Origin of the sequence: Novosphingobium mangrovi, assembly GCF_022818885.1 — a bacterium.
GTDB lineage: Bacteria > Pseudomonadota > Alphaproteobacteria > Sphingomonadales > Sphingomonadaceae > Novosphingobium > Novosphingobium mangrovi.
Window position 1 is genome coordinate 130429 of the sequence record NZ_JALHAT010000008.1, and the last position, 26253, is coordinate 156681.

The following is a 26253-nucleotide window of genomic DNA, read 5'->3' on the forward strand; positions in this document are numbered from 1 at the left end:
TTTTGCCTATCAGATAAGCCTCAAGCTCACTGCTGCGCGGCGGGAACCGCGGGCGGCGGCGGCGGCGTCTCGTCGGTCGCGCCCAGCTGCTTCCAGTTGAGCACCGCGTTGTAGAGCATGCGGAACTCGCCCCAGTTCTGCCAGCGCCAGACCGGGTTGGTCGCGAACATCAGGATGCGCCCCTCGCCCGAGGGCACGTTGATGATCGCCGCGTTATCCTTGAGCTTGTCCCCGTCGCGGATGAAGCCACTGAGGATGCTGTCCTTGCCGCCCGGATAGGTCATCAGGACGTCCGCCTTGAGGCGCTCGGGCACGTAGTAGGTCGTGCTCTGGGCCCAGCGCAGCGGCAGTTCACCTTGCGCCAGTTCGCCGCCCTGCACCTTGCCGCCCTTCAGTTCCCCGGCATAGCCGTAGAAGATCGGGCTTTGGGGCTTCACCACCTTGCCCTTCACGATCGGGCCGGGCGCGTAGAAATTCGCCGGCGGAGCCTTGGTCGCGATCTCGCTGACAAAGCCGTACTCGATCGGCACCTCGCTGGCGCGGCCCGTGGTGATGAGCGTGCCGCCTGCGTCCACGAACTTCTTGAGTTCGGCAAGGCCCTCCAGCCCCATGCCGCCGCGGATGTCGGGCGAGGAGCCGTAGTCGCCCGAGAAGCGGTACTGGTCGGTCTTGGTGTAGGGCAGCGGCTTGCCGGTCATCGGAATGTCGAAGACGATGTCCTTGGTCGAGCGGCCCTGCTGGGGCAGGATGATGATGTCGTAATCAGCGCGCAGGTTGCCCTGGCGCACACGCTCCTTGAACAGGAGGTCATAGTCGATCTCCTGCTGGTCGAGCCCGTAGCGCAGCCAGCCCACATCCTGCGTCGAGCCCCAGGTGCTGAAGACGCCGAGACGGGGCAGTTCGCTGGCGTGGGTCTGCGCCTTGTCCGCCGCGCTGCCGATCCCCACCGCGTCGAGCGCGAGGGTCTCGACCAGCGGCTTCAAGGTGTCATAGGCGCTACCCGGCACGAGGAAGGAGCCTGCCGGAATGGTGGTGCCGCCTGATTTGAAGGCATCCTCGACGATCTCGACACCGTCGACGTCCGCCAGCTTGTAGCGCAGCGTCGCCATGCCCACGGCGCCCGTATCGAGCACGGCATAGGTCTTCGCGCCCGATCCGGTGATCGAGCCGCGCGGAGCGAAGCTGTCGACGGCGCGCGTAGGCACCGAGAGGATCTCCTCGTCCGCGCTCTCCACGATCCTGGCGTGCGCCATAAGGCCCATGGTCCAGGCCGCATCGTCGTAGGTGCCCACGTTCTCGTCGGGATAGTTGTCCTGGACCCGCAGCAGGATCTTGGCGAGACGGCCGTAGGGCTGGTCAAGCTTCACGATCAGCGAGCCCGCCGGGTAGGTGCCCTCCTTCAGCTTCACCTCGCGCTCGGCCTGGCCGATCTCGATGCCCTGAAGCTGCAGGATGTCGGTCACGAACTTGACGCGCGTGGGATCGGCCTGGCCGGCGGGAATGATGAAGCCGTAGGGCGCTTCACCCGCGCCAACCTTGATGGCATCGCGGCTCTTCTTGTAGAAGTTCTCGAGGATTTCCTTCGGGAAGCGCGAAGTCATGTCGAGGGCGGTAAGGACGCCCGTTTCCATGAAGTTGGTATTGTTGCGCAGCGACCACATGACCTCCTTGTAGGGAGGATTGGGGCGGTACCACTTGCGCGTGGTCTGGTCGCGGCCAAGGCCCGAGGCCGGATCGGGCGCGACATGGCGGTACATCGTCGTCGCCCCGCCATTGCCGAAGGTCTCGTACATACGGAGCATACCGTTGTGGTTGGACGACATGAAGGCGAGGTAGCCCGGCGTCCAGGCATCGACATAGCCATGCGTCCACACGCCCGGCATACCGTACTTGGTGAGCTGCGCCATCTCATAGTTGGAGAACCAGGGCAGCTCGGCGAAGAGCAGCGGATCGAGGTCCGGGTTCTGCGGCGCCATGCCCGAATAGATGTAGAGGAAGGGCACCGATTCATGCAGCTCGTGCATGATCGGGGGGTGCCATTCCAGGTACCACTTCATCAGTTCCTTGGCGCTCTTGTCCGACAGATTGATGTCGCGATTGTTGTCATGGTAGATGTATTTACCCCAGTACGGCGGGCCACCCGGCTTGTTGCGGTCGTCGCGCTCGTCGATGAGGTTGCGGTAGTACCAGTCGACATAGCGGTCACGCCCGTCCGCCTCGAGCACGGGGCTGAGCGAGACGATGACGTTGTCGCGAATGCGCTGGAATGTCTCGCTGTCATCGGCGAGCAGGCGATAGGCCAGCTCCATGAGCATTTCGGGCGGGCCGGTCTCGGCGCTGTGGAGGCCTGCGGAAATGTGGTAGATCGGCGGCGTCTCGGCGATGACCGCCTTGGCCTCCTCCTCGGACACGCCGCGCGGATCGGCCAGCTTGGCAAGGCCCAGACGCGTGTTCTCGATGCCGGCCATGTTCTGCGCCGAAGAGATCATCACGATGATGTTCTCGCGCCCCTCCTCGGTCTTGCCGATCTCGACGATCTTGACCCGGTCGGGCGCGGCCTGTGCCAGCGCGCGGTAGTAGCCCACGATCTGCTGGTAGTAGTGCAGCTTGTTGGGCGCGCCGATGTGATCGCCCAGCACCTCCTTGGGCGAGGGAATGGTCGAGGATGCGGGCAGGTGATCGACCAGCGGGCTCATGAATTCGGGCTTGGTGGTCCAGGACTTCACCGCCGCGGCGTAGTCGCTGTCCATGGCCGGTGCGCTTCCCGCCTGCGCGTGGATTTGCGCTGCACTGCACAGCAGCAGGGCGCCGAGCGCGCCCACGTGACTCTTGCGGAACATGAAGCCTCCTGTTGTCCCTGTCGTGCAGACGGTGGGCTGGCCGCCGGGAAGCGGCCGGGCGTGCCCTGCGATCTGTCTGCAACCCCGGCGCGCACCCTTGGCGCCCTTCGCCCTCGATGCAACCGGTTTTCATGCGACTTTCCGGAAACTTGTCCGCTGCCCGGACGTGCGCCCCGTCAAATCGGGCAGATTCTCGCCAGACGAGGACGAAACAGGCGCCCTTTTGCGGATTCATGCACGTTTGTTGCGCAAAGCGATACGATCAAAGCCCTCTGCAACAAGTCGACACGCGATCATGCCACCATTTTGTTGCGCCCTCCCCTCTTCCATTCGCGCGCCAACCGTGCAATCGGATCGGGCGATGTACGTCCTGTCATCACGATTGCGGGGGCAAAGCCGCTTCAAGGGACAACATACATAGGCAGGGAGAGCGAAGACGCCGAATGAGGGCGGTCGCACAGCGCTGTGCGGCCAACAGGTTTCGCGCGTGCAACAAAAGAAAGTGCGCGCCGAGGATTCAGGGGGAATACCGTGTTCACGAATACTACCACGACGTTGTCGGCCCGGGCCATGGGCCGGAGCCTCTTCACGGCTGCCAGCCTGATCGCGCTGGCCTGGGCACCGCAGGCCAGCGCCCAGGAGCAGGCCGCGACGAACGGGGACACCATCGTCGGCGCCGACATCGTGGTGACCGCGCTCAAGCGTTCGAGCTCGATCCAGGAAACGCCGATCTCGATCTCGGCCGTCACCGGCGAGACCATGGCCAACTCGGGCGTGCAGGACATCGCCGACCTGGCCGCAAGCGCACCGGGCCTCAGCTTCGTGGACGGCGGCCCCTCGCAGCGCCGCGTCGTCATCCGCGGCATCCAGGGCTCGGGCGAGCCGATGATTGGCACCTACTACGATGAAACCCCGGTGACCGGTATGATCGGCGCGGGCAACGACGCGGGCGGCTCGACGCCGGAACTCAAGCTCTTCGACGTCGAGCGCGTCGAGGTCCTGCGCGGCCCCCAGGGCACGCTCTACGGCGCAGGCTCGATGGGCGGCACGCTGCGCATCATCTACAACAAGCCTGACCTGACCGGCCTTGGCAGCGCGGTCGATGCCAGCCTCTCGAACACCCGCTATGGTGGCTGGAACTACGATGCCAGCGCCATGCTCAACGTGCCGCTCGCCACCGACAAGGTCGGCGTGCGCGTGGTCGGCTTCTACAAGCGCCAGGACGGCTACATCGACAACACCGCGCTCGGCATCGACGACATCAACGTCCTCAAGAGCTATGGCGGACGCCTGATGCTGCGCATGCAGCCTTCGGACCGCTGGACCTTCGATGTCACCACCTTCCTCAACCGCACGCGCACCGACACCCCGCTGTGGACCCAGGAAGCGGGCAAGTTCAATTCGGACGCCTACACCCGCCAGCCGATCGTCGATGACACCGAACTCTACTCGATCGCGTCGACCTACGAGTTCGACTTCGCGACGTTCGTCGCCTCGGGTTCGTACATGCACCGCGAACTGTCCTCGGCAAGCGACGTCTCGCGCTTCATGCAGGCCCAGCGCAGCGAAGGGCGCTGCGCCGCGCTCGTGGGCGGGGGCAGCCCGTGCAGCGACAGCCAGCTGACCGACTACTACGACCTCGTCGACTGGCAGTCCTACTCGGTGCTCTATCCCCAGCAGGAAATGGACGCCTGGACAGGCGAGCTGCGCCTCAGCTCCAACACCACCGGCATCCTCGACTGGACCATCGGCGGCTTCTGGTCGGACCGCAACATCGCGGTCTGGAACCCCCAGGTGAACACCAATCGCGTCTCGGGCGAGATCATGCGTCCGCTGCAGGTCGTGACCGGACGCCACATCGACGATTCGCTGACCCAGCTGGCGGGCTACGGCGAAGTCACGCTGCATCCCTTCGAAGGCGCGCAGCTGACCGGCGGTGCGCGCTACTTCCACTACGACAAGGACATCGTGGGCTACACCGATGTGCCCTCGATCCTCGTCGGCGCGCGCATCACCCCGCCCACCGCGGTGGATTCGACCGAGAACGGCTGGGTGTTCCGCTTCAACGGCTCGTACGAGTTCACGCCCGACGTGATGCTCTACGCCGAAGCCTCGCAGGGCTACCGTCCGGGCGGCGCGAACCAGGTGCTCGGCCTTGACGCTGCGCTCACCGGCTACAACTCGGACAGCCTCTGGAACTATGAGGTCGGCCTCAAGACCAGCTGGTTCAACCGCGCGGTGCTCTTCAACATCGATGCCTACTGGATCGACTGGAGCGACATGCAGGTCACCCAGCGCACCCCCAACGGCGCGTTCTCCTACCTCGGCAACGCGGGCAAGGCGACGGTCAAGGGCGTCGAGGCCGAGGTCAACGCGATGCTGCTCGACGGCCTCTCGCTCCAGGGCAACGTGACCTACACTGACGCAACCCTCGCTGAGGATCAGAACACCGGCGCGACGGCGACTTCGGGCCTCAAGGGCGACCGCATCCCCTACGTGCCCAAGTGGATGGGCGGCGCTTCGGCGCAGTACGACTGGTCGCTCACCGACAGCCTTGGCGGCATGGCCCGCGTCGACTTCAACTACGTGGGCGGTTCGTGGTCGGACTTCCGCCGCAACTACACCTTCGCGCGCGAGGTCGAGGACTATGCCCTCGTCAACGCACGCCTGGGCGTGGAAGGTCCGGGCCAGTCCTGGGGGGCCTACCTCTACGTGACCAACCTGCTCGATGCGACCGCGATCACCCGCGCCAGCTCGAGCGCGATTGCACGGGGCCGCACGCTGGTGAGCAGCGCGACCCCGCGCACCATCGGCGTCAACGTGCGCCAGAAGTTCTGATCCCAGACCTTCGGACCAAAGCGGCGGGGAGAGCCCCCTCTCCCCGCCGCCGTCACCTTGCGACCAACCGGAGTTTTCCCACCCCCATGCGACCCACACGTACCGCTCTTCTTCGCGCCCTGCCTTTCGTCGCCCTGGCTCTGGCCCCGCTTGGCCAGAGCGCACTGGCCCGCGACGCCGTCGTCCACGCCGGCACCTTGTTCGATGGGGAGGCGACCCGTTCCAACGTCTCCATCGTCATTGCCGATGACCGCATCGTCGCGGTCGAGGACGGCTTCGTCACCCGCGAGGGCGCCGAGGTCATCGACCTTTCGGGCGAAACCGTGCTGCCCGGCTTCATCGACACCCACGACCACGTGACGATGGGCTACAGCGGCAAGAACCCGGTCGCCGAACGCGCGCAGAAGACCGACATCGACACCGCGCTGGAAGCGGTCGCCTACGCGCGCGCCACGCTGCTCGGTGGCTTCACCAGCATCCGCGACGTGGGCGGCGAGACGTCGATCGTCGTCGGGCTCAAGAAGGCCATCGCGGCGGGCGAGATCGAAGGCCCGCGCATGTGGGTCTCGGGCTATCCGCTCGGCCCCACCGGCGGCCACGGCGACCCGCAGAACGGGATGAGCCCCGAGCTCGACTTCCACTCCGAGGGCCGCGTCATCGACGGCCCCATCGAGGCGCGCAAGATCGTCCGCGGCATGCACCGCGACGGGGTCAACCTCATCAAGATCATGCCCAGCGGCGGCGTGCTCTCGATCGGCGATGATCCCAACCACCAGACCATGACCGACGACGAGATCAAGGCCGTGGTCGACACCGCCCATAGCCTGGGCATCAAGGTCGCCGCACACGCCCATGGCAAGACCGCGATCCTTCACGCGTCGCAGCTGGGCGTCGATTCCATCGAGCACGGCTCCTTCGGCGATGCCGAAACCGACAAGGCGATGAAGGCCAACGGCACCTATCTCGTGCCCACACTGCTCGTCGCCGAGACGGTGGTGCAGATCGCCAAGACCCACCCCGAGACGCTCAACCCTTCGGCCGCGGCCAAGGCGCTGGAAGTCGGCCCGATCGTGATGAGCAACCTGGGCCGTGCCTACAAGGCGGGCGTCAAGATCGCCTTCGGCACCGACCAGAGCCTGGCGCCCCACGGCACCAACGCCAAGGAGTTCGCCCTCCTCGTGCGCGCCGGGATGACCCCGCGCGATGCGATCCGCGCGGCCACCGTCAATGCCGCGGACCTGCTGGGCGCGAGCGATGTCGTGGGCTCGCTCACCCCCGGCCACTACGCCGACCTTGTCGCGGTCAAGGGCGATCCCTTCGCCGACATCACCCTGCTCGAGAACGTCGACTTCGTGATGAAGGGCGGCGAGGTCGTGAAGGCGAACGGCAAGGCCAAGTAATTCAGGACCAAAGGATTCAAGGGGCCATCGCCCCTTGACCCCAGAATCGTCTACCTCACCTTCCGCGCGCTAGGCTGGCTGCGCAAGGTGAGGTAGACGGTATGGGGAGCCCGAGGGCGATGGCCCTCGGAAATCTTCTTTTCCTTCTCCCTTTACATTGCACAGGCAGCGCGTTCGCGGATATGATGGGCTCATCATGCACCGCGCCCTCACCCTTCTCCTGTCCGGCACCCGTGGAGGCCTCGCCTCTGCGCACCGGATCGCGGTGTTCGCGCTGGTCGCGCTTGGGCTTGCCCTGTCACCCGTCCTTTCGGGCACGGGCGAGGCCAGCCCCGCGCCTTCGCACGCGATGGAGATGGCCCATACCGGCTGCGAGACTTCGGGTCACGGCACGGGACATGACACCGGCCATGGGAAGGCCCCGCTCGCCAACCTCCACTGCATGGCCTCGTGCCTGGCCGCAACCGGGCTTGCCCTGCCCGACCTTCCCGCGCCCCCGGCGCTGCGCCCGCTCCACCGCGAGCGTCCGCAGCCGCGCGCCATGGCCGCGCTGGCCTCGCACGCCTCGCCGCTCGATCCCCCGCCTCCGCGGGCTGTCTGATCTTCGAAGTCGGGCCGCACCTGCGCGCCTGGACCTTGCCGTTGCATTTCGGAATTCAGACCCGGCTCTGCCGGAAGGATACCCCATGTTCCAGACACCCCATGACCGGCGCGCGCTGCTCGCCGGCGCGCTGACCGCAGGCGGCGGCGCGGCGGCCTCGCTGCTCTTCCCCCACTGGGCACGCGCCCAGATGCACCACCACCACGGTGCCCATACCGCGACCGGCACCGCGACCGGCGCCACGACCGAAGGTGCGCTGAGCGGCGAGCACATCGCGCTCAACATCGCGCGCACGCCATTCACGCTGGGCGGACGCACCGCCAGCGCGACCACCGTCAATGGCACGGTGCCCGGCCCGCTCATTCGCCTGCGCGAAGGGCAGGACGTGGAGCTTGCCGTCACCAACCACCTCGATGTCGACAGCTCGATCCACTGGCACGGCATCCTGCTGCCTTTCCAGATGGACGGTGTGCCCGGCGTCACCTTCCCCGGGATCGCTCCGCACGAGACCTTCACCTACCGCTTTCCCGTGCGCCAGTCGGGCACCTACTGGTACCACAGCCATTCGGGCGGTCAGGAAGGAACCGGCCTGTTCGGCCCGCTGGTGATCGATCCCGCCCACGGTGAGCGCGTGGAAACCGAGCGCGAGATGATCCTCATGCTCTCGGACTGGAGCTTCACGCCGCCCATGGAGATCTGGCGCAAGCTCAAGGCCCGCCCGGATTACTACAACTTCCAGCAGCAGGCCCTGTTCGAGAACCCCTCGGGCAAGCCTTGGACACAGGAACAGAAGCTGGCCTGGGGCCGCATGCGCATGTCGCCCATGGACATCGCCGACGTGACGGGCGCGACCTACACCTACCTCATCAACGGCCAGGGCCCGGACGCCAACTGGACCGGCCTGTTCCGGCCCGGTGAGCGGGTGCGCCTGCGCGTCATCAACGCCTCGGCCATGACCATCTTCAACCTGCGTATCCCGGGTCTCCCCTTTACCGTGATCGCGGCCGACGGCAGCGACGTCGCGCCGGTCGAGACCGACGAGATCCAGATCGGCGTCGCCGAGACCTACGATCTGGTGGTGACGCCGGACGCGCGCGCATACTCGGTCATCGCGGAATCGAGCGACCGTTCGGGCTTTGCCCGCGCCACACTGGCCCCGCGCGCCGGGATGGTCGCTCCGGTCCCCCCCTTACGCAAACCGCCGCGTCTCACCATGAAGGATATGGGGATGGGAGATAGGGATGAAACGGACCACTCCGATCACGCCATGGGCAGCATGGAAGGCATGGACCACGGCGATGGCGGGATGGCGATGAACCACTCCATGCGCGATCCCGCGACCGCGCCCGGCGTGGAGCTGACACCCGGCGTCGACATGCTGGCCCCCATGCCCACCGACCGCACTGGTGAGCGGGGCCTGGGCCTTGATGACGTGGACCATCGCGTGCTTGTCTACACCGACCTCGAAACGCCCGAAGACCGCGACGACTTGACGCCGCCCACGCGCGAGATCGTGGTACACCTCACCGGCAACATGGAACGCTACATGTGGTCCTTCGACGGGCGGCGTTTCTCCGAGATGGTCGAGCCGATCCGCCTTGCCCACAACGAGCGCGTGCGCTTCACCCTCGTCAACGAGACGATGATGACGCACCCGATCCACCTGCACGGCTTCTTCTTCGATCTCGTCAACGGCGCGGGCAAGCGGCGGCCGCGCAAGCACACGGTGAGCGTGCTCCCCGCGGGCAAGGTCTCCTTCGACGTGACCGCCGATGCGCCGGGCGACTGGGCGTTTCACTGCCACCTCCTGCTGCACATGATGTCCGGCATGTTCAACGTCGTCACCGTGCGCCCGCTGGAAGGAGGTGCGGCATGACAAAGGCCCGTTTCCTGATCGGCGCCCTCACCGGCGCGCTGCTCCTTCCCGCTCCGCTGCACGCGCAGGACCATTCCGGTCATGACATGTCCGGCCACGCCATGGACCATTCGCAGCATGGCGAGGGGATGGCGATGCCTTCCCACGATGGGCATGATGCCCATGAGGGACACGCCATGCCCATGAACGCGGGCGCGCCGTCGATGGCGCAGGACATCCCGCAAGGCCCGCCCCCGCCCGAGGCGTTCTCGGGCCCGGACCACGCCGCCGATATGTATTTCCCCGGCGAAGACATGGCCCACGCCCGCCACATGGTCCGGCACGAGATGGGCGGCATGGGCACCACCATCGTCATGCTCGACCGGCTCGAGGCGAAACTGGGCAAGGGCAGCGACGGCCTTTCATGGGAAGGCGCGCTGCGCACCGGCGGCGACATCGACCGGTTATGGATCAAGAGCGAGGGCGAAGCGGCCTTTGGTGAGGGCATCGAGGACGCCGAAGTCGAAGTCTTGTGGGGCCACGCCATCGGCGCCTGGTTCGACCTCCAGGCCGGGGTGCGGCAGGAACTGGGCCCGGATCCCGACCGCACGCAAGTGAGCCTGGGTGTCGAGGGGCTCGCGCCCTACATGTTCGACATCTCCGCGCAGGCCTTCCTGTCGACCAAGGGGGAACTGACTGCACGCTTGGAGGCCGAGACCGACCAGCGTCTGACCCAGCGGCTGATCCTGCAACCGCGCGCCGAAGCGCTGTTCTCGGCCCAGCGGATCGCCGAGCGCGGCACCGGACGCGGGCTCACCTCGCTCGAGGCGGGCGTGCGCCTGCGCTACGAGTTCGCGCGCCAGTTCGCACCCTACGTGGGCGTGGAATGGCAGAAGAAGTTCGGCTCCACCGCCGACTATGCCCGCGCGGTGGGAGATGACCCCGACCGGGTGGTTGCGGTCGCGGGCCTCAGAGCCTGGTTCTGAGGCTAACGGAGGGGCCGGTGCACGCGCATCGCCCCCTTCCTCGCATCACTTCCGGGATCACTCCCAGAATCACTCTGGGTGGGGCCGCGCGTGCGCGGCGAGGAAGGTCTGCGCCGCCAGTGTGGCCAGTTCCTCCAGCTGTGCCTCGCCCGGCTGCTCGGGCGCGCCCATCAAGAGGGCGTTCCAGGGCCCTGCCCGGCACAGCGCCACGAACTGCTGGGCCAGGAGGCGCGGGGGACGCGCCGCGAGTTGCCCCCGCGCGATGCGCTCCTCCAGCCAGGCGGTCACCATGTCCTCACCCTCTTTCTGGCCCTGCTCGAAGAAGATCTGGCCGAGCTTGGGGAACCGTCCCGATTCCCCCACCGCCAGACGGTAGTGGGCGATGGCCTCGGGCATCACGAAGAAGCGGGTGAGCGCCCGCGCGAGCGCGAAGATGGTCTCGGCAAGGTCGGCCTGCGGATCGTCGAGCAGCGCCAGCACGGGCAGCCCATGCTCTTCGCTGACATCGCGCACGACCGCGCCGAACAGCTCTTCCTTGCTGGAAAAATAGCCGTAGAGGGTGCCCTTGGAGCCTCCGACGAGCGCCGCGATGCTCGCCATCGAGGTCGCGCTGTAGCCCCCATCCAGGAAGGCTGCGCGGGCAATGGCAACGATCTCCTCGCGCTTGCTCTGCGTCTTCTTTCGCACCGCGTCCTCCCCCTGTTCAAATACCATACGGTACGTTCGCAATAGGAGCGAAGACCGCCCCTTCGCAAGACGCCCTGTCCCGCAAACAACAGAGCCCGGCCCACACACGGCGGCGTGGACCGGGCCTCTCGCGTCCTAGAGGGACGTCGCCTCGTCCTGCGGCGACCAGCCGCCGCCCAGCGCCTGGTAGAGCTGGATCTCGCCGGTCAGCTGCGCGAGGTGATCGACAAGGTACTGCTGCTGCGCGGAGAAGACCGTGCGCTGCGCGTCGAGCACGACGAGGTAGTCGCGCACCCCGCCCCGGTAGGCCTTGTCGGCGAGGTCGAGATAGCCTTGCGAGGAAGCCACCTCGCGCTGCTGCGCGGCCAGCTGCCGGCCAAAGGTCGCGCGTGCGGCAAGGCCATCGGAGACTTCGCGAAAGGCGGTCTGGATCGTCTTCTCGTAGGCCGCCACGCGCATGTCCCGGGTCAGTTCGGCGTAGCGCAGGTTGCCCTTCAGCCGCCCGCCGGTGAAGACCGGCAGGCTGATGTGCGGCAGGAACGACCAGGTCCCCTGGCCATTTCCGAACAGGCCCGAGACGCCGTCGCTGACTGTCCCGCCCGAGCCTGTCAGGGTCACCTGCGGGAAGAAGGCCGCGCGCGCCGCGCCGATATCGGCGTTGGCTGCCATCAACTGATGCTCGGCCTCCATGATGTCGGGGCGGCGCTGGAGGAGGGCTGCGGGAAGCCCGGCGGGCACGCGGGCCAGGATCGTGTCGTCGGCGATAAAGCCATTGTCAAACCCTTCGGGCAGAGTGGTCCCGACCAGCAGGCGCAGCGCGTTGGTGTCGGTCGCGACAAGGCGCGTGCCGCGCTGCACTTCGGCCTGGGTCTGCGCCACCAGTGTCGCCGCCTGGCGCCGGTCCAGTTCGGTCGCCGTGCCGACCTCCAGCCCACGTTCGACAAGGCCTAGCGCCTCCTCGTAGTTGGTGAGCGTGCGCTGGCTGAGGTCGAGGCGCTGCCGGTCGATCTCCAGCGTCAGGAAGGCGACGGCGATGTTGGCGACCAGCGTGATCTGGCTTGCGCGACGCGCCTGCTCGCTGGCGAGGTAGGTCTGCATGGCCTCGGAATTGAGGCTGCGGATGCGTCCGAACAGGTCGAGTTCGTAGGACGTCGTGCCCACGTCCAGGCCATACTGTTCGAAGACATGGCCCTGCCCGGTTTGCGACAGGTCTGCGGGCAGGCGCTGGAGCGATCCGTCCGCGCCCGCTTCCAGCGTCGGGAACAGGTCCGCGTGCTGGATGCGGTAGCGCGCCCGGTAGGCCTGAACGTTGAGCACGGCCTGGCGCAGGTCGCGGTTGTTCTCAAGGCCAAGCCGGATGACCTCGCGTAAGGGGGCGGAGCGGTAGAACTCCTCCCAGCCCAGGGTCTTATCCGTATCCTCTCCTAAGCCCGGTTCTCCGGCGGCGGCTTGCAGGTCCTCGGGCCAGTCCTGCGCCACGGGAAGGTCCGGGCGTTCGTATTTGGGGGTGAACGAACAGCCCGCGAGGGCGCCTGCAACAGTCAGGGCCAGAAGGCTACTCAGGGGGGCCTTGCGCATGATCATGCCTCCTGTCCGGTGTGCTCGGGGATATAGGGCGTGGGGCCTGAATGCGGCTTGGAGTAGTCCTGGCGCGGCACCTTGAAGAGCCTCATCACGCCCACGAAGAAAGCGGGCACGAGGAAGATCACGAGGATCGTCGCCCCGATCATGCCACCCACGACTGCCGTACCGATAGCAACGTGCGAACCCGCGCCTGCGCCCGAGGCAACCGCCAGCGGCAGCGTCCCCAGGATGAAGGCGAAGGAGGTCATCAGGATCGGGCGCAGACGTTCCTTGGCGGCGTGGATCGCGGCCTCGACCAGTTCCATGCCCTGGTCGTAGCCCTCGCGCGCGAACTCGACGATGAGGATCGAGTTCTTGGTGGCAAGGCCCACGGTGGTGAGCAGACCGACCTGGAAATAGATGTCGTTCTGCAGGCCACGCATCAGCGAGGCCGCCACCGCCCCCAGCACGCCCAGCGGCACCGCCAGGATCACCGCGACGGGGATCGCCGAGCTTTCGTAGAGCGCGGCCAGGCACAGCAGCACCGCGACAATCGAGACCACATAAAGCTTGCCCGCCTGCCCGGACGACTGCTCCTGCTCGAAGGAGACCGAGGTCCATTCATGGCTGATGCCCTCGGGCAGTTCGTCGATGTAGCCTTCCATGATTGCCATCGCTTCGCCCGAGCTGACGCCGCGCGCCGGTTCGCCCAGGATCTCGATCGATTCCACGCCGTTGTAACGCTCCAGCTTCTGCGCGCCGACCTTCCAGTCGATGCGCACGACGCCCGAGAGCGGGACCATCTGGCCCTGGTTGTTGCGCAGGTACCAGTAATCGAGGTCTTCGGGCTGCATGCGCTTGTCGATCTCACCCTGGATGAAGACGCGCTTGGTGCGGCCTGAGCGGGTGAACTGGTTGACGTAGAGCTGACCGAACGAGCCTTGCAGCGTGGTGTTGATCTCGGCCATCGAGACGCCCTGTGCCTCGGCCTTCTCGCGGTCGATCACGAAGTGGGCCTGGGGAATGTCGTCGAGACCGTTGGGGCGCACAGCGACCAGACGCGGATCGCTGCGGGCCTTGGCAAGTAGCTGGTTGCGCGCGGCGATCAGCTTGTCATGGCCCAGGTGCCCGCGGTCCTCCAGTTCCAGGTCGAAGCCGCTGGCGTTGCCCAGTTCCATGACCGCAGGCGGCAGGAAGGGGGTTACCGTTGCGCCCTTGTAGTCGTGGAAGTGCGCCATGGCCCGCTCCACCACCGCCATCGCGGTGTTCTCAGCGCCCTCGCGTGTCTCGAAGTCCTTGAGGCCGACGATGACGATGCCGGCATCCTGCGCGCGCCCGCCAAAGTTGAAGCCCATGACCGAAAGCACGCTGTTCACCGCCTCCTTCTCATGGTCCTGGAAGTAGGCGCGAATGTCGTTGTTGACCTTCTCGGTCATCTCCGCGGTCGATCCCGGCTTGAGCTGGACCTGCACGAAGACGGTGCTCTGGTCCTCCTCGGGCATGAAGCCCGAGGGCAGGACCTGGAGCAGGTAGAGCGTGCCCGCGGTCAGCGCGACATAGACGATGGCTGCGGGGCGCATGTGGCGAAGCACACCGGCAACGCCCCCGCCGTAGCGCTGGACCATGGCGTCATAGCGCGTGTTGAAGCCGTGGAAGAAGCCGCTCTTCTTGGCCTTGGACGGATCGTGGGGCTTCAGGATCGTGGCGCACAGCGCCGGGGTGAAGGTGATCGCCACGAAGGCCGACAACAGCATCGAGGAGATGATGGTGATCGAGAACTGGCGATAGACCACGCCCGCCGAGCCGCCGAAGAAGGCCATCGGCAGGAACACCGTCGAGATGACGAGGGCGATACCCACGAGCGCGCCGGTGATCTGGTCCATCGACTTGCGCGTGGCCTCGAGCGGGCTGAGGTGTTCCTCGACCATGAGGCGCTCGACGTTCTCGACCACGACGATGGCGTCATCGACCAGGAGGCCAATGGCCAGCACCATCCCCAGCATGCTCAGGGTGTTGATGGTAAAGCCGAAGAAGCCAAGGACAGCGAACGTGCCCAGGAGCACGACCGGCACCGCGATGGTGGGGATCAGCGTCGCGCGAACGTTCTGGAGGAAGAGGTACATCACGCCCACCACCAGGAGGATCGCGACGATCAGGGTCTCGACCACTTCCTCCAGCGATAGCTTGACGACGGGTGTCGTATCGTAGGGAAAATTGACCGTAAGGCCTTCCGGGAAATACTGCTCCAGCCGGGTCAGTTCGCTCTTGATCGCGGCGGCCACTTCCATCTGGTTGGCACCGGGTGCAAGGTTGATGCCGATGGCCGCGGTGTCGCTACCGTTCATCAGGCCGCGCGGCTGCATGTTCTGGCTGTTGAGCTCGACCTCCGCCACGTCCTTGAGGCGCACCTGCGAGCCGTCGGTGTTGACCTTGAGGAGGACGTTGCGGAACTGCTCGGGGTCGGTGAAGCGGGTCGGGCCTACCACGGTCGCGTCCAGCAACTGGCCCTTGCGCGCCGGCAGGCCGCCGATTTCGCCTGAAGAGACCTGCACGTTCTGGCTGGCAATCGCGTTCTGGACATCGCTGATGGTGAGGCCAAAGCTCTGCAGGCGTTCCGGCTTGACCCAGATGCGCATCGCGTATTCGGAGCCGAACAGGATGTAGTCGCCCACGCCCGAGATACGCGCGAGCGGGTTGGTCACGTTCGAGGCGAGGTAGTCACCGATGGCCGCGCGGTCCATCGAGTGGTCCTTCGATGTGAAGGAGGCAACCAGCATGAAGTTGCGCGTGGCCTTGGTCACCGAGAGCCCCTGCGCGACCACTTCGGCGGGCAGCATGGGCTGGGCAAGGGAGAGCTTGTTCTGGACCTGCACCTGCGCGATGTTGGGATCGGTGCCCTGGATGAAGGTCAGCACGATCTGCGCCGAACCATCGGCCTGCGCATTGGCCGACATGTATTCCAGACCATCGAGGCCGTACATCTGCTGCTCGATGGGCTGGATCACCGTATCGCGCACCGTTTCGGCCGAAGCGCCGGGATAGGTAACCGAGACCGTGATCGGGGGCGGCGCGATATTGGGGTACTGCGCGATCGGCAGCGAGACCACGAAGATCGCGCCCACCAGCATGATGATAAGCGCGATGACCCATGCGAAGACAGGTCTGTCGATGAAATAGCGGGCCATGTCAGTGGGTCTCCGCGCGCGCCACGCGCTTGGCAGCCGCGCCGCCGGAGACCTCCTCGACCGCAACCTTCGCGCCCGGGCGCACGGCTTCGAGGCCGTTGGTGATCACCCGGTCCCCGGCATGGAGCCCCTGCGTGACAATCCAGGAACTGCCGCTCGATCCATCAAGAGTGACGCGCGCTTCCTTGGCGCTGCCGTCCTTGGCCACCACGTAGACGAAAGGATCGGCGTGGATGTCGCGCGAGATCGCGTTCTGGGGAACCAGAAACGCGTTCTCCGCCACCGAGGCCCGCACCTTGGCGCGCACGTACATGCCCGGCAGCAGCAGGTGCTCGGGGTTGGGGAAGATCGCGCGCAGCGTGGTCATGCCCGTGCCCGGATCGACATTCACTTCGGAGAACGAGAGCTTGCCCTTGATCTCATAGGGCTTGCCGTCCTCCAGTGTGAGTTCGACCGGGATGTTCGCGCCGCTGCCCGCCGTCAGGTTCTTGTCGGTGAGATGGCGACGCAGGCGCAGAAGTTCATCGCTCGACTGCTGGATGTCGACGAAGATGGGATCGAGCTGCGTCACCGTGGTCAGCGCCACCGCCTGATCGGCCGAGACGAGCGCGCCCTCGGTCGTCAGCGAACGGCCGATGCGCCCGGTGATCGGCGAGGACAGGTGCGTGCGTTGCAGGTCGATGCGGGCGGCCTGCACCTCCGCTTCGGCCTGGTGCCAGGCGGCCACGGCATCGTCGCGCTGCTGGCGCGAAACAACCTTGTCGGCGACGAGATCCTCGTAGCGGCGGGCCAGATTGCGGGCCGAGGCCAGGTTCGCCACCGCGCGGTTGTAGGTCGCCTGATAGACCGAGGGGTCGATCTGGTAGAGCGTCTGCCCCTTGGCGACGTCCACGCCCTCGGTGAAGAAGCGGCGCTGCAGGATGCCGTTCACCTGCGGGCGGATCTCGGCGACGCGATAGGCGCTGGTGCGGCCGGAGAAGTCCATATCGCGCGGCAGGTCGCGCGGCTGCATGACCATGACATCGACCCGCGCGGGCTCGGGAGCCTTGGCTTCGGGTTCACCGGCGCAGGCGCCCAGCGTGAGGATCAGGGCCAGCGCGGCGCCACAGGCAGCGCCCCTGATGCGCGAGCGCCGTGCGGATCGGGGGGCATTTCCCGCAAGCGGCGAAAACATGGACAACACCGGACACTCCATAACCGTACAGAACGGTCGGCCAGTGACCCTTCAGACACAATCCGTCAATATACCGTGCTGTACGGTTATTGCGTTCGATTGTGCAGGAATTGCAACAAGGGGCCGCCCTGAGCGGCCTTGGCGATCTACTCCGGCGCGCCTCGCTCTCACCGCGCTTGCCTCGCGCAGACCGCGCGCATAGCACCAGCAGACGATGACACGCCCCGCTATCCTCCTTGCCGCCCTCCTTGCCTCAAGCCTTGCGCCCGTTCAGGCCAGCGCCGCCCCGCTCTCCGAAACCGCGCGTTGGTCCGCCCACGCGAAGGACGTGACGATCACGCGGGACGACTGGGGCATCGCCCACGTCCACGGCACGACCGACGCCGATGCGGTTTTCGGGGCAATCTACGCGCAGGCCGAGGACGACTTCCCCCGCATCGAGATGAACTACCTGACGGCCCTTGGCCGCGTGGCCGAGGCGGAAGGGGAAAGCGCGATCTGGCAGGACCTACGCCAGCGCCTCTTCGTCGATCCCACCAGGCTCAAGACCCAGTACAGCGAAAGCCCGGCCTGGCTGCGCGCGCTGATGGACGCCTGGGCGGACGGGCTCAACTGCTACCTTGCCACCCACCCCGAGGTACGCCCCCGCGTCCTGACCCGGTTCGAGCCGTGGATGGCGCTCTCCTTCACGGAAGGCAGCATCGGCGGGGACATCGAGCGCTCGATCCCGCTCAGCCAGCTCCAGGCCTTCTATGAAAAGCGCGAGATTGCGCTGACCGCGCTGGAAACCGGCGCGGCCCCGCGCGAGCCAAGCGGCTCCAACGGTATCGCCATTGCGCCCACCAACACGAAGAACGGCCACGCGCTCCTCCTCATCAACCCGCACACCAGCTTCTACTTCCGCTCCGAATTGCAGATGACGAGCGAGGAAGGTCTCAACGCCTATGGCGCCAGCACCTGGGGCCAGTTCTTCATCTACCAGGGCTTCAACACCAGGACCGGCTGGATGCACACCTCCTCGGGCGTCGACAACATCGACAGCTTCGCCGAGACCGTGGTCGAGAAGGACGGCGCGCGCTTCACCCGCTATGGGGACGAACTGCGCCCGGTGAGAGAGGAAAGCCTCACCCTCGCCTACCGCCGCGAGGACGGGACGAAGGGCACGCGCACGTTCCCGGTCTACCGCACCCACCACGGGCCCGTTGTTGCCGAACACGGCGGCAAGTGGATCGCGCAGGCGCTCATGTGGAAGCCGATCCCCGCCCTCGAGCAGTCCTGGCTGCGCACCAAGACCGAGGATCTGGCCAGCTACCTGGACGTAGCCGAGCGGCGCGCCAATTCCTCGAACGACACGATCTTTGCCGATAGCAAGGGTGAGATCGCCTATCTCCACCCCCAATTCGTACCCGTGCGCGACGACACCTTCGACTATACCCAAGTCGTCGACGGCGCAGATCCCGCGACCGACTGGCAGGGCCTCCACACGCTGGAGAGCCTGCCCAGCGCCATCGCCCCCGGTGTAGGCTGGGTCCATAACACCAACGACTGGCCCTGGGATGCGGCTGGCCCCGACAGCCCCATACCGGAAGACTTCCCGAAGTACATGGACCAGTTTGGCCCCAATTACCGCGGCGTCCACGCCGATGCCGTGCTGCAAGGGCGCGCCGATTTCACGCTGGAAACGCTGGTCGAGGCGGCCTTTGACAGCCACCTACCCGCCTTCGCGATGCTGATCCCGCAACTGCTGGCCGACTACGACGCTCTGCCCGAAGAGGATCCCCGCCGCGCCGCGCTGGCCGAGCCGATCACGCTCCTGCGCCGCTGGGACCACCGCTGGGGCTATGCCTCACAGGCGACCTCGCTGGCGGTCGTCTGGGGCGATACGCTAGGCGCAGCGTACCGCGCGAAGGCCAAGGCCGCGCACCTGCAACTGCCCGACTACATCGCCCGCAACCTCAAAGCCAACGCCCGCCTTACCGCACTTGAGGACACCGTGGCGCGCCTCAGGGGTGACTTTGGCTCCTGGCGCGTGGCCTGGGGCGACATCAACCGCTTCCAGCGCCTCGACAACACGCTGACGCCCCACTTCGATGATGATGCGCCCAGCCTTCCGGTGCCCTTCACCTCGGCCATCTGGGGCTCGCTCGCCTCCTTTGGCGCGAAGCCTTACCCCAACACGGCCAAGTACTATGGCACGAGCGGCAACAGCTTCGTTGCCGTGGTCGAATTCGGCCCGAAGGTCCGCGCGCTCGCCGTCACGGCGGGCGGCGAAAGCGGCGATCCGGCCTCACCGCACTTCGCCGACCAGGCCGAACTCTATGCGCAAGGCGCCTTGCGCCCCGTCTACTTCTACCCCGAGGATCTCACCGGCCATGTCGAAAAACGCTACCACCCGGGCGGCTGAGCGTGGGAGCCCTCGCGCCCGCTTCACCCGTCTCCTTGCCGCCATGCTCGGTCTTGTCGGCATGACGCTCGCGTTTGGTGCCCATGCGCAGGAACCTGTGCGCCTGAACGTCTATGCCATTCCCTCCGCCGCGATCGAAGAGGCCGTCACGAAGGCGAGCGCAGATCTCGCCGCGCGCGGCATGACCAGCTTCCAGGCGCGGGGGCACGCGGTGCACGCAACGCTCTACCTGACGCAGTACCCGCAAGGATCGGAAGAGAAACTGATCGCGGCCATTGGCGCGCTCGCCCGGCAGCAGGCGCGCATTCCCCTTGTTATCAAGGGCGCCGAGCGCACACCCTCGGACTGGCTGTTCCTGACCCTGGAGCGCAGCGCCGCACTCCAGCGCCTCGCCGACCTCGTCACGCTCACGGCCGAACCCTTGCGCGACCACGCGGTAGCCCCACCCGAATGGATGGAGGCCTACCCCGACAAACTACCCGTTTTCGAACGCTACGGATCCCCCAACGTCTTTGCCCAGTTCGATCCGCACCTGACCCTGCTTGCCCGCGAGACGAGCCCCGAGCTCGATGCCTTCATGGCGCAGGCGAAGGCCGATCCCCCGCACGCAGAGGGAATGGTCGAAGGGATCGGTATCGGCCGTGTGGATGCAGATGGCCAGATCGTGGAGACCCTCGCCGAATTCCGCTTCCCGCGCTGAAGACGTCGGCTCAGTCGGCCTCGGCAGGCGGCTCGCAGGTAAAGCTCTCCGCACGCCGCGGATCGCCGCCCTGATAGGCCGCGTGCGCCGGATAGGGGCATAGAGGCCTGCTCTCGCGCACATGGTCCGCCCCCTCTCCCTTGCGATAAGCGGTCACCGCCTCGGGCGCCTTGCCCTCTTCCACGAAGGCGACGATGGCGGAGAGGAGATCGAACTCCTCGAAGCTGTTGCCGCCCGAGCAGTGCAGCATTCCAGGCACCATGTAGAACCGGCTCGCCTGCGTGAAGTCCGCACCGTTCGCCTCGGCCGCGCGCTGGTAGTAGTCCCAGGTCGCAAAGGGCGAGAACCAGAAGTCCGAGACGCCGTGGAAGAACAGGACCTTGCCCCCCCGGCCCAGATAAGTGCTGAGGTTGGTCCAGTAATTGGTGTCGGTCAGGCGTTGCCAGGCGGTGTTGCGGATCGCGTGGATGCGCGCGTCAAGGTCGATCTCGGTCGCGCGGTTGGGCGGACCGAAGGGGCCGGGATGCCCGGTCGGCAGATACCCCATAGGGCTCGCGACGATGCCGGTATCGGCCGCCATGGGGGCGTAGAGCGGATAACCCGCGCTGTCCTTCGGACCTGCCAATCCCAGCTCCAGCGCGCGCACCTGTCCGGCCGACAGGCACCCCTCGCCCGGCGCCTCCTCGCAGCCGATGCGGGTCGGTTGGAAACGGCACTGCGCGACGTTCTCGACCATGCCGTCCTTCAGGCCATCCAGGCCATCGCACTGGTCGAGGATGCCCGCCAGGATTGCCTTGCGATTGGCGTCGGTCAGAACCTGGCTGAGGATCGGCAGGCCGTCCCCATCCTTGGGCGCGGCCTGGTTGAACAGGACCTGAGTATATTCGACGCCGAGATTCGAATCCGCCGAACGCATCGCGGGGGCTCCGACCACGATGCCGTCGAACAGGTCGGGATAGCGCTGGAAGGCCAGCATGCCCTCGCGCCCGCCCGTCGAGCAGCCGGTCATGTAGCTGTGCGCGATGGGCGCGCCGTAGTAACGCGTCGCGATCGCCTTGCCGAGCAGCGCCACGCGCTCCACCGAGGCTTCGGCAAAGTCGAGCGCAGCGCGCTGGTCGGCCAGGAAACTGTCGTCGAAGACCGCGCCCTTGTGCCCGCTGTCGTGGCTGATGACCGCAAAGCCGCGCGCCAGTGCCGGCGTGCCATCGCTGGCGACAGGCCCCACCGGAGGCTTCACGCTGCCGTTGAGCCCGCCGCCGCCCTGGAGCAGGAAGCGCCCCGTCCAGTCATCGGGCAGCGCCATGGCAAAGCCGATGCCGTAGTCCTTGCCATCGGCGCCCTTGCGCGCGTTGATGATGCCTTCGATCCGGCAATGGGCGGGCAGCGCGGACATGCGCGGCGTGCCTTGCGCGTCACCGGCCGTCGCGGGGGTCACATCCAGATGCACGACCCGGGTCAGGGTGACATCCTCACCGAAACGCTCGCGCGCGACGCGTGTGCAGCGTGCCTCATCCGCCTCGGTCGCGGCCCCTTCCGCCCTGGCCAGGGCCGGTGTTGCGATCCCCGCGCACAGCAGCGCGGTCAGGCCGAATATGGCACGTGACATGTCTCTCTCCCTGCGAAATCTATCGCTCCACGCCCTTCAGGACGCCATCCTACCACCTGTTATGATAGGCGAGGCGAGCACGGGTCAAGCGTCCGATCCGTCTACCTGCAAGAGACCTGCCTGCGCCCCTGTGGCTGTCACGCCTGCAAGAGGCGGGCCGAGAGCGGATAGCCCCATTCCTGGAACAGGGAGGCGAATGTCCGCAGGAGCGTGGCGAACTGGGGCGAAGCCTCGCCGGGGCGGTGGTAGAGAATGATCGGCGAGACGGCCCGCGGCTGCACCGGGCGGCAGATGACCTCGGGATGGGCCAGCCACTGCGAGGAAGCCGGTATGAGGCAGGCCCCGACCCCGGCCGAGACCATGATGAGCGCCGTCTCCAGTTCGCGCACCTCGATCACTTCCTCAGGGTTCAGGCCGGAATCGCGAAAGACGGACAGCACCACGTCGGCGTGGCTGGGCCGTGGCTCGCGCGGGTAGAGCAGCAGGGGCATGCGCGCCAGGTGATCCAGGCCAATGGGCTCGTTCGCAGGCCCCGCCCCTGGCGGCAGCGCGGCGACAAGGCGTTCCTCGCGCAGCACTTCGCGCTCGATGGCAGGATCATCGATGCGCACGCGCCCCAGCCCCGCATCGATCCGACCTTCCTTCAGGGCCGCGATCTGCTCGGAACTGCTCATTTCGGTGAGGACCAGGTCCGTACCCGGATCCTGCGTGCGGAAGCGCCGCACGATCTGCGGGAGGCGAACGTAGAACTCGGAGGGTTGCACGCCCAGCGTGAAGCGTGGCCGTTCCGCCTTGATGAAGCGCTCCATCGCCCGCTCCATGGTATCGTGCCGCTCCAGCACCTGAAGGGCGTGGGCGTAGAACAGCTGGCCGGCGGGGGTCAGCGTGAGCGGGCGCGAGGAGCGCTCGATCAACTTCGTGCCAAGCTCTTCCTCGATTTCCTGGATACGGCGGCTCAGCGGGGGCTGCGCGATGTTGAGACGCGCCGCCGCGCGGGTGAAGCTCTGCTCGGAAGCAACCGCCACGAAATAGCGTAAACGCCGAATGTCCGCCATGGTTCCTCTCGTTACGACTGCGGCGCGTGATATACCAAACCGATATGTGAAGGAACCTAGATGGTCTTTGCATCCTCGGGGAGAAAACTTACCTCCCGCTCCATTCAGGTCGCCAATACGCGATAAAAAGCAAGAGAACGGAGATGGGCATGACGAATACCAGCGCGCAGGACGCAGCCGAATTCCTCCCCGAAAAGTATCTTTCCGGTATGTTCTACGGCAATGGCTGGACCGCCGGCGATGACACCACGCAGGCGATCGAGCCCGCCACCGGCAAGGAACTGGGCCAGATTGCGCTTGCCAACGCCGAAGACGTTGCCCAAGCGGCCAAGTCCGCGCGCCGCGCCCAGCGCGAATGGGCCGCCCTCACCCCCGACGCCCGCGCCGAGGTGTTCCTGAAAGCGCTTTCCATCGGCCAGGCGCACTTTGAAGATATTGTCACCTGGCTGGTCCGCGAAAGCGGCTCGGCCCGTGCCAAGGCGGCCTTCGAGCTGACCGTCACCCTGAAGTCCATCCAGCTTGCCGCCGCAATGCCCCATCAGGCGCAGGGCCTTGTCCTGCCCACGACGCCCGGCCGCATCAACATGGCGCGGCGCCGCCCGATTGGCGTCGTGGGCATCATCTCCCCCTTCAACTTCCCGCTCTACCTCGCCATGCGCGCGGTCGCGCCCGCGCTCGCCGTGGGCAATGCGGTGATCCTCAAGCCCGACCCGCGCACCGCAATCTGCGGCGGCCTCGTCATTGCGCGTCTGTTCGAACTGGCGGGCCTGCCCTCGGGCCTCCTGCATGTCCTTCCCGGCGGCAGCGAAGCGGGCGAGGCGCTGTGCTCGGACCCGGAGGTGGGCATGATCCAGTTCACCGGCTCGACCGGCGCGGGGCGCATGGTCGGCCAGAACGCCAGCCGTCATCTCAAGAAGGTCAGTCTGGAACTGGGCGGCAAGAACTCGATCATCGTGCTCGACGACGCCGATATCGACCTTGCCCTTCGCAATGTCGCCTGGGGTGTGTTCCTGCACCAGGGACAGATCTGCATGTCGGCGGGCCGGGTGCTCGTCCACGAAGCGATTGCCGAGGATTTCGTGAAGGCGCTGGGCGAAAAGGCCGCGGCGCTGCCGATGGGCGACCCCACCGACGAGAACATCGCGATCGGCCCGCTGATTAACCAGCGCCAGGCCGACCACGTCGCCAAGGTCGTCCAGGAAAGCCTCGATGCAGGCGCCACGCTCGTCACCGGCGGCCAGGGTGAGAAGCTGTTCTACACGCCCACCGTCCTTGCCAACGTCACCCCCGAGATGAGCGCCTTTCGCGAAGAGATTTTCGGTCCGGTCGCGGTCGTCACCACCTTCGCCGACGATGCCGAAGCCGTAAAGCTTGCCAACCAGACCGAATACGGCCTCTCCGCCGCCATTCAGTCGCGCAATGTTTCGCGCGCCATGGCGATCGGCGAGCAGCTCCAGACCGGCCTCCTTCACATCAACGACCAGACGGTCAACGACGAGGTGGTCAACCCCTTCGGCGGCGTAGGCGCCTCGGGCAACGGCAGCGCCATCGGCGGTCCGGCGAACTGGGAGGAATTCACCGAGTGGCAGTGGGTCACGATCAAGGGAGAGGCACCGGCCTACCCGTTCTGAAGCCGGCGCACGACATAACAAAAAGAAAGGTCACCTGATGTCTGGAAAGCACTACGACGTTCTCATCGTGGGCAGCGGCGCTGCAGGCTGCGTCGTTGCCGACTACCTCGCGCAGCACACCGACAAATCGATTGCCGTGCTGGAAGCCGGGCCGCTGGATCGCAACCCCATGATCCACATTCCTGCGGGCTATTCCAAGCTGCTCGCCAAGGATACCGCGGTCTGGCCCTACGACACCGTGCCCGTGAACGGCCAGCGCCGCCGCTTCCGCATGGGCAAGGTCGTGGGTGGCGGCACGTCGGTCAACGCGATGTGCTACGTGCGCGGCCAGAAGCAGGATTTCGACGCCTGGCAGGAGGCCGTGGGCGAAACCGGCGACTGGTCGTGGGACACGATGCGCAAGACCTACATCGAGCAGGAGCGCAACGACACCTTCCACAACGAGCATCACGGCATCGACGGCCCTCTCTCGGTCGAACTGCCCAAGGGTATCAACGAACTCAACCAGCGCTGCATGAAGGCGTTTCAGGAGTTCGGGCTGGACTACAACGCCGACTATAATGGCACGACCCAGACCGGTGTATCCCCGGTCCAGATGAACATCGACAATGGCAAGCGCGCCAGCGCGGCGGTCGCCTATCTGCATCCGCAGGTCGATGCTGGCCGCGTCGATCTCCTGACCTCGCGCACCGTCACGAAGGTCCTGATCGAGGACCACAAGGCGGTCGGCGTGTGCGTGCGCCACGGGTCCAGCGAAGAAGAAATTCGCGCCGATCTCGTCATCCTCTCGGCAGGCGCGGTGCAAAGCCCCAAGGTGCTCATGCATTCGGGCGTGGGCCCGCGCGAACAGCTCGAGACGTTCGGCATTCCCGTGATCGAGGACCTGCCCGGCGTCGGTGAGAACCTGCAGGACCACCCGATCATTCCGATCGCCGCCTTCGTGAAAGGCAAGATGGGCTATCAGTCCGCCGCGCAAGGGGTGGGCATGCTGGCCTCGGGCGCGCGCTATCTGGTCACGGGCGACGGCCCGGCCTCGGGCAATGGCATCGAGACCGTGTCCTATTTCGATCCAGACGATCTGGAGAACCAGGAACCCACGGTGCAATGCTACCACGAGCCGATCATTTCAGAGGACGGCCTCAATCCGTCGGGTTCGCGATCGGGAGTCACGTTTGCCACGGTGGTGCTCCAGCCCAGAAGCCGGGGCTGGGTTCGCCTTGCCGACGCCGATCCCACTTCGATGCCGCTGATCAACCCCAACTTCATCGGCGACCCTTATGACCTCAAGGTCGGCATTGCGGCGGTCAAGGCCCTGCGCAAGGTCATGGCGCAGCGCTCGCTTGCCGAAGTAATCGAGGAGGAATTCGTCCCCGGCGCAGCCGTCCAGAGCGATGAGGACATCAGCGGTTTCGTCAAGCAGGTCGCCACCACCATGTGGCACCCGGTCGGCACCTGCGCGATGGGCAAGCCCGAGGATCCGATGAGCGTCGTCGATGCGCGCCTCAAGGTAAAGGGCATCGACAACCTTCACGTCATCGACGCCTCGATCATGCCCCAGATCATCAGCGGCAACACCAATGCCCCCACGCAGGCACTGGCCCGGCACGCCTCCAAGATGCTGGTCGAGACCTACTTCGCCAAGGCGCCCGCTGCGGCCTGACCCGCACGGCACCGGGGCACCTTGGCCCCTTCCACGAGCTCCCAACCGGGATCGCCTCGGAAAGCTTC

The 26253-nt window shown here is 66.3% G+C and carries 16 protein-coding genes; 9 read left to right on the forward strand and 7 right to left on the reverse strand.

What is annotated here, in order from left to right; all coding sequences use genetic code 11:
* Nucleotides 1–26: 26 nt before the first annotated feature.
* Complete coding sequence (locus tag MTR65_RS07615; protein ID WP_243798760.1) at nt 27–2840, reverse strand: M14 family zinc carboxypeptidase; 2814 nt, start codon at nt 2838–2840, stop codon at nt 27–29.
* Between the two features lie 531 nt (nt 2841–3371).
* Between MTR65_RS07615 and MTR65_RS07620 the strand changes: the two genes are divergently transcribed.
* From MTR65_RS07620 to MTR65_RS07640, 5 genes are all read left to right on the forward strand, one after another.
* The gene (locus tag MTR65_RS07620) at nt 3372–5678 is read left to right on the forward strand and encodes a TonB-dependent receptor (RefSeq protein WP_243798762.1); all 2307 of its coding nucleotides are present in this window, start codon (nt 3372–3374) and stop codon (nt 5676–5678) included.
* A gap of 86 nt (nt 5679–5764) precedes the next feature.
* Nucleotides 5765–7078, forward strand: coding sequence for a metal-dependent hydrolase family protein (locus MTR65_RS07625; protein WP_243798764.1), 1314 nt, complete (start codon nt 5765–5767; stop codon nt 7076–7078).
* A 196-nt stretch (nt 7079–7274) separates the two neighbouring features.
* The gene (locus MTR65_RS07630; protein WP_243798766.1) at nt 7275–7679 is read left to right on the forward strand and encodes a DUF2946 family protein; all 405 of its coding nucleotides are present in this window, start codon (nt 7275–7277) and stop codon (nt 7677–7679) included.
* Between the two features lie 85 nt (nt 7680–7764).
* On the forward strand, nt 7765–9555 hold the full coding sequence (locus tag MTR65_RS07635) for a copper resistance system multicopper oxidase (protein ID WP_243798768.1): 1791 nt from the start codon (nt 7765–7767) through the stop codon (nt 9553–9555).
* On the forward strand, nt 9552–10520 hold the full coding sequence (locus MTR65_RS07640) for a copper resistance protein B (protein ID WP_243798771.1): 969 nt from the start codon (nt 9552–9554) through the stop codon (nt 10518–10520). The genes MTR65_RS07635 and MTR65_RS07640 overlap by 4 nt, the downstream gene beginning before the upstream one ends.
* 69 nt (nt 10521–10589) lie before the next feature.
* On the opposite strand, the gene MTR65_RS07645 is transcribed toward MTR65_RS07640, so the two are convergent.
* The 4 genes from MTR65_RS07645 to MTR65_RS07660 form a co-directional block, all read right to left on the reverse strand.
* A complete protein-coding gene (locus MTR65_RS07645) occupies nt 10590–11207 on the reverse strand; it encodes a TetR/AcrR family transcriptional regulator (RefSeq protein WP_243798773.1) in 618 nt (205 codons plus the stop codon).
* A 135-nt stretch (nt 11208–11342) separates the two neighbouring features.
* Nucleotides 11343–12785 carry an efflux transporter outer membrane subunit gene (locus MTR65_RS07650; protein WP_243798775.1) on the reverse strand — a complete coding sequence of 481 codons (1443 nt, stop codon included), beginning with the start codon at nt 12783–12785 and terminating at the stop codon, nt 11343–11345.
* 2 nt (nt 12786–12787) lie between these two features.
* Nucleotides 12788–15955, reverse strand: a complete 3168-nt coding sequence (locus MTR65_RS07655; RefSeq protein ID WP_243798777.1) for an efflux RND transporter permease subunit — start codon at nt 15953–15955, stop codon at nt 12788–12790.
* Nucleotide 15956: 1 nt separating this feature from the next.
* Nucleotides 15957–17129, reverse strand: coding sequence for an efflux RND transporter periplasmic adaptor subunit (locus tag MTR65_RS07660; RefSeq protein ID WP_243798820.1), 1173 nt, complete (start codon nt 17127–17129; stop codon nt 15957–15959).
* 214 nt (nt 17130–17343) lie between these two features.
* Between MTR65_RS07660 and MTR65_RS07665 the strand changes: the two genes are divergently transcribed.
* Together MTR65_RS07665 and MTR65_RS07670 are read left to right on the forward strand one after the other, a co-directional pair.
* A complete protein-coding gene (locus MTR65_RS07665; protein ID WP_243798780.1) occupies nt 17344–19533 on the forward strand; it encodes a penicillin acylase family protein in 2190 nt (729 codons plus the stop codon).
* Complete coding sequence (locus tag MTR65_RS07670) at nt 19502–20233, forward strand: 2'-5' RNA ligase family protein (protein ID WP_243798783.1); 732 nt, start codon at nt 19502–19504, stop codon at nt 20231–20233. Before MTR65_RS07665 ends, MTR65_RS07670 begins: the two co-directional genes overlap by 32 nt.
* A 10-nt stretch (nt 20234–20243) precedes the next feature.
* Here MTR65_RS07670 and MTR65_RS07675 read toward each other — a convergent pair whose 3' ends face one another.
* Together MTR65_RS07675 and MTR65_RS07680 are read right to left on the reverse strand one after the other, a co-directional pair.
* The gene (locus tag MTR65_RS07675) at nt 20244–21839 is read right to left on the reverse strand and encodes a tannase/feruloyl esterase family alpha/beta hydrolase (RefSeq protein WP_243798785.1); all 1596 of its coding nucleotides are present in this window, start codon (nt 21837–21839) and stop codon (nt 20244–20246) included.
* A gap of 137 nt (nt 21840–21976) precedes the next feature.
* The gene (locus MTR65_RS07680; RefSeq protein WP_243798787.1) at nt 21977–22894 is read right to left on the reverse strand and encodes a LysR family transcriptional regulator; all 918 of its coding nucleotides are present in this window, start codon (nt 22892–22894) and stop codon (nt 21977–21979) included.
* A 149-nt stretch (nt 22895–23043) separates the two neighbouring features.
* Here MTR65_RS07680 and MTR65_RS07685 point away from each other — a divergent pair, with 149 nt between their 5' ends.
* Both MTR65_RS07685 and MTR65_RS07690 read left to right on the forward strand, forming a co-directional pair.
* Nucleotides 23044–24525 carry a benzaldehyde dehydrogenase gene (locus tag MTR65_RS07685; protein WP_243798790.1) on the forward strand — a complete coding sequence of 494 codons (1482 nt, stop codon included), beginning with the start codon at nt 23044–23046 and terminating at the stop codon, nt 24523–24525.
* A 37-nt stretch (nt 24526–24562) separates the two neighbouring features.
* Nucleotides 24563–26185: a GMC family oxidoreductase gene (locus MTR65_RS07690; protein WP_243798793.1), complete on the forward strand. Its 1623-nt coding sequence runs from the start codon at nt 24563–24565 to the stop codon at nt 26183–26185.
* Nucleotides 26186–26253: the final 68 nt, after the last annotated feature.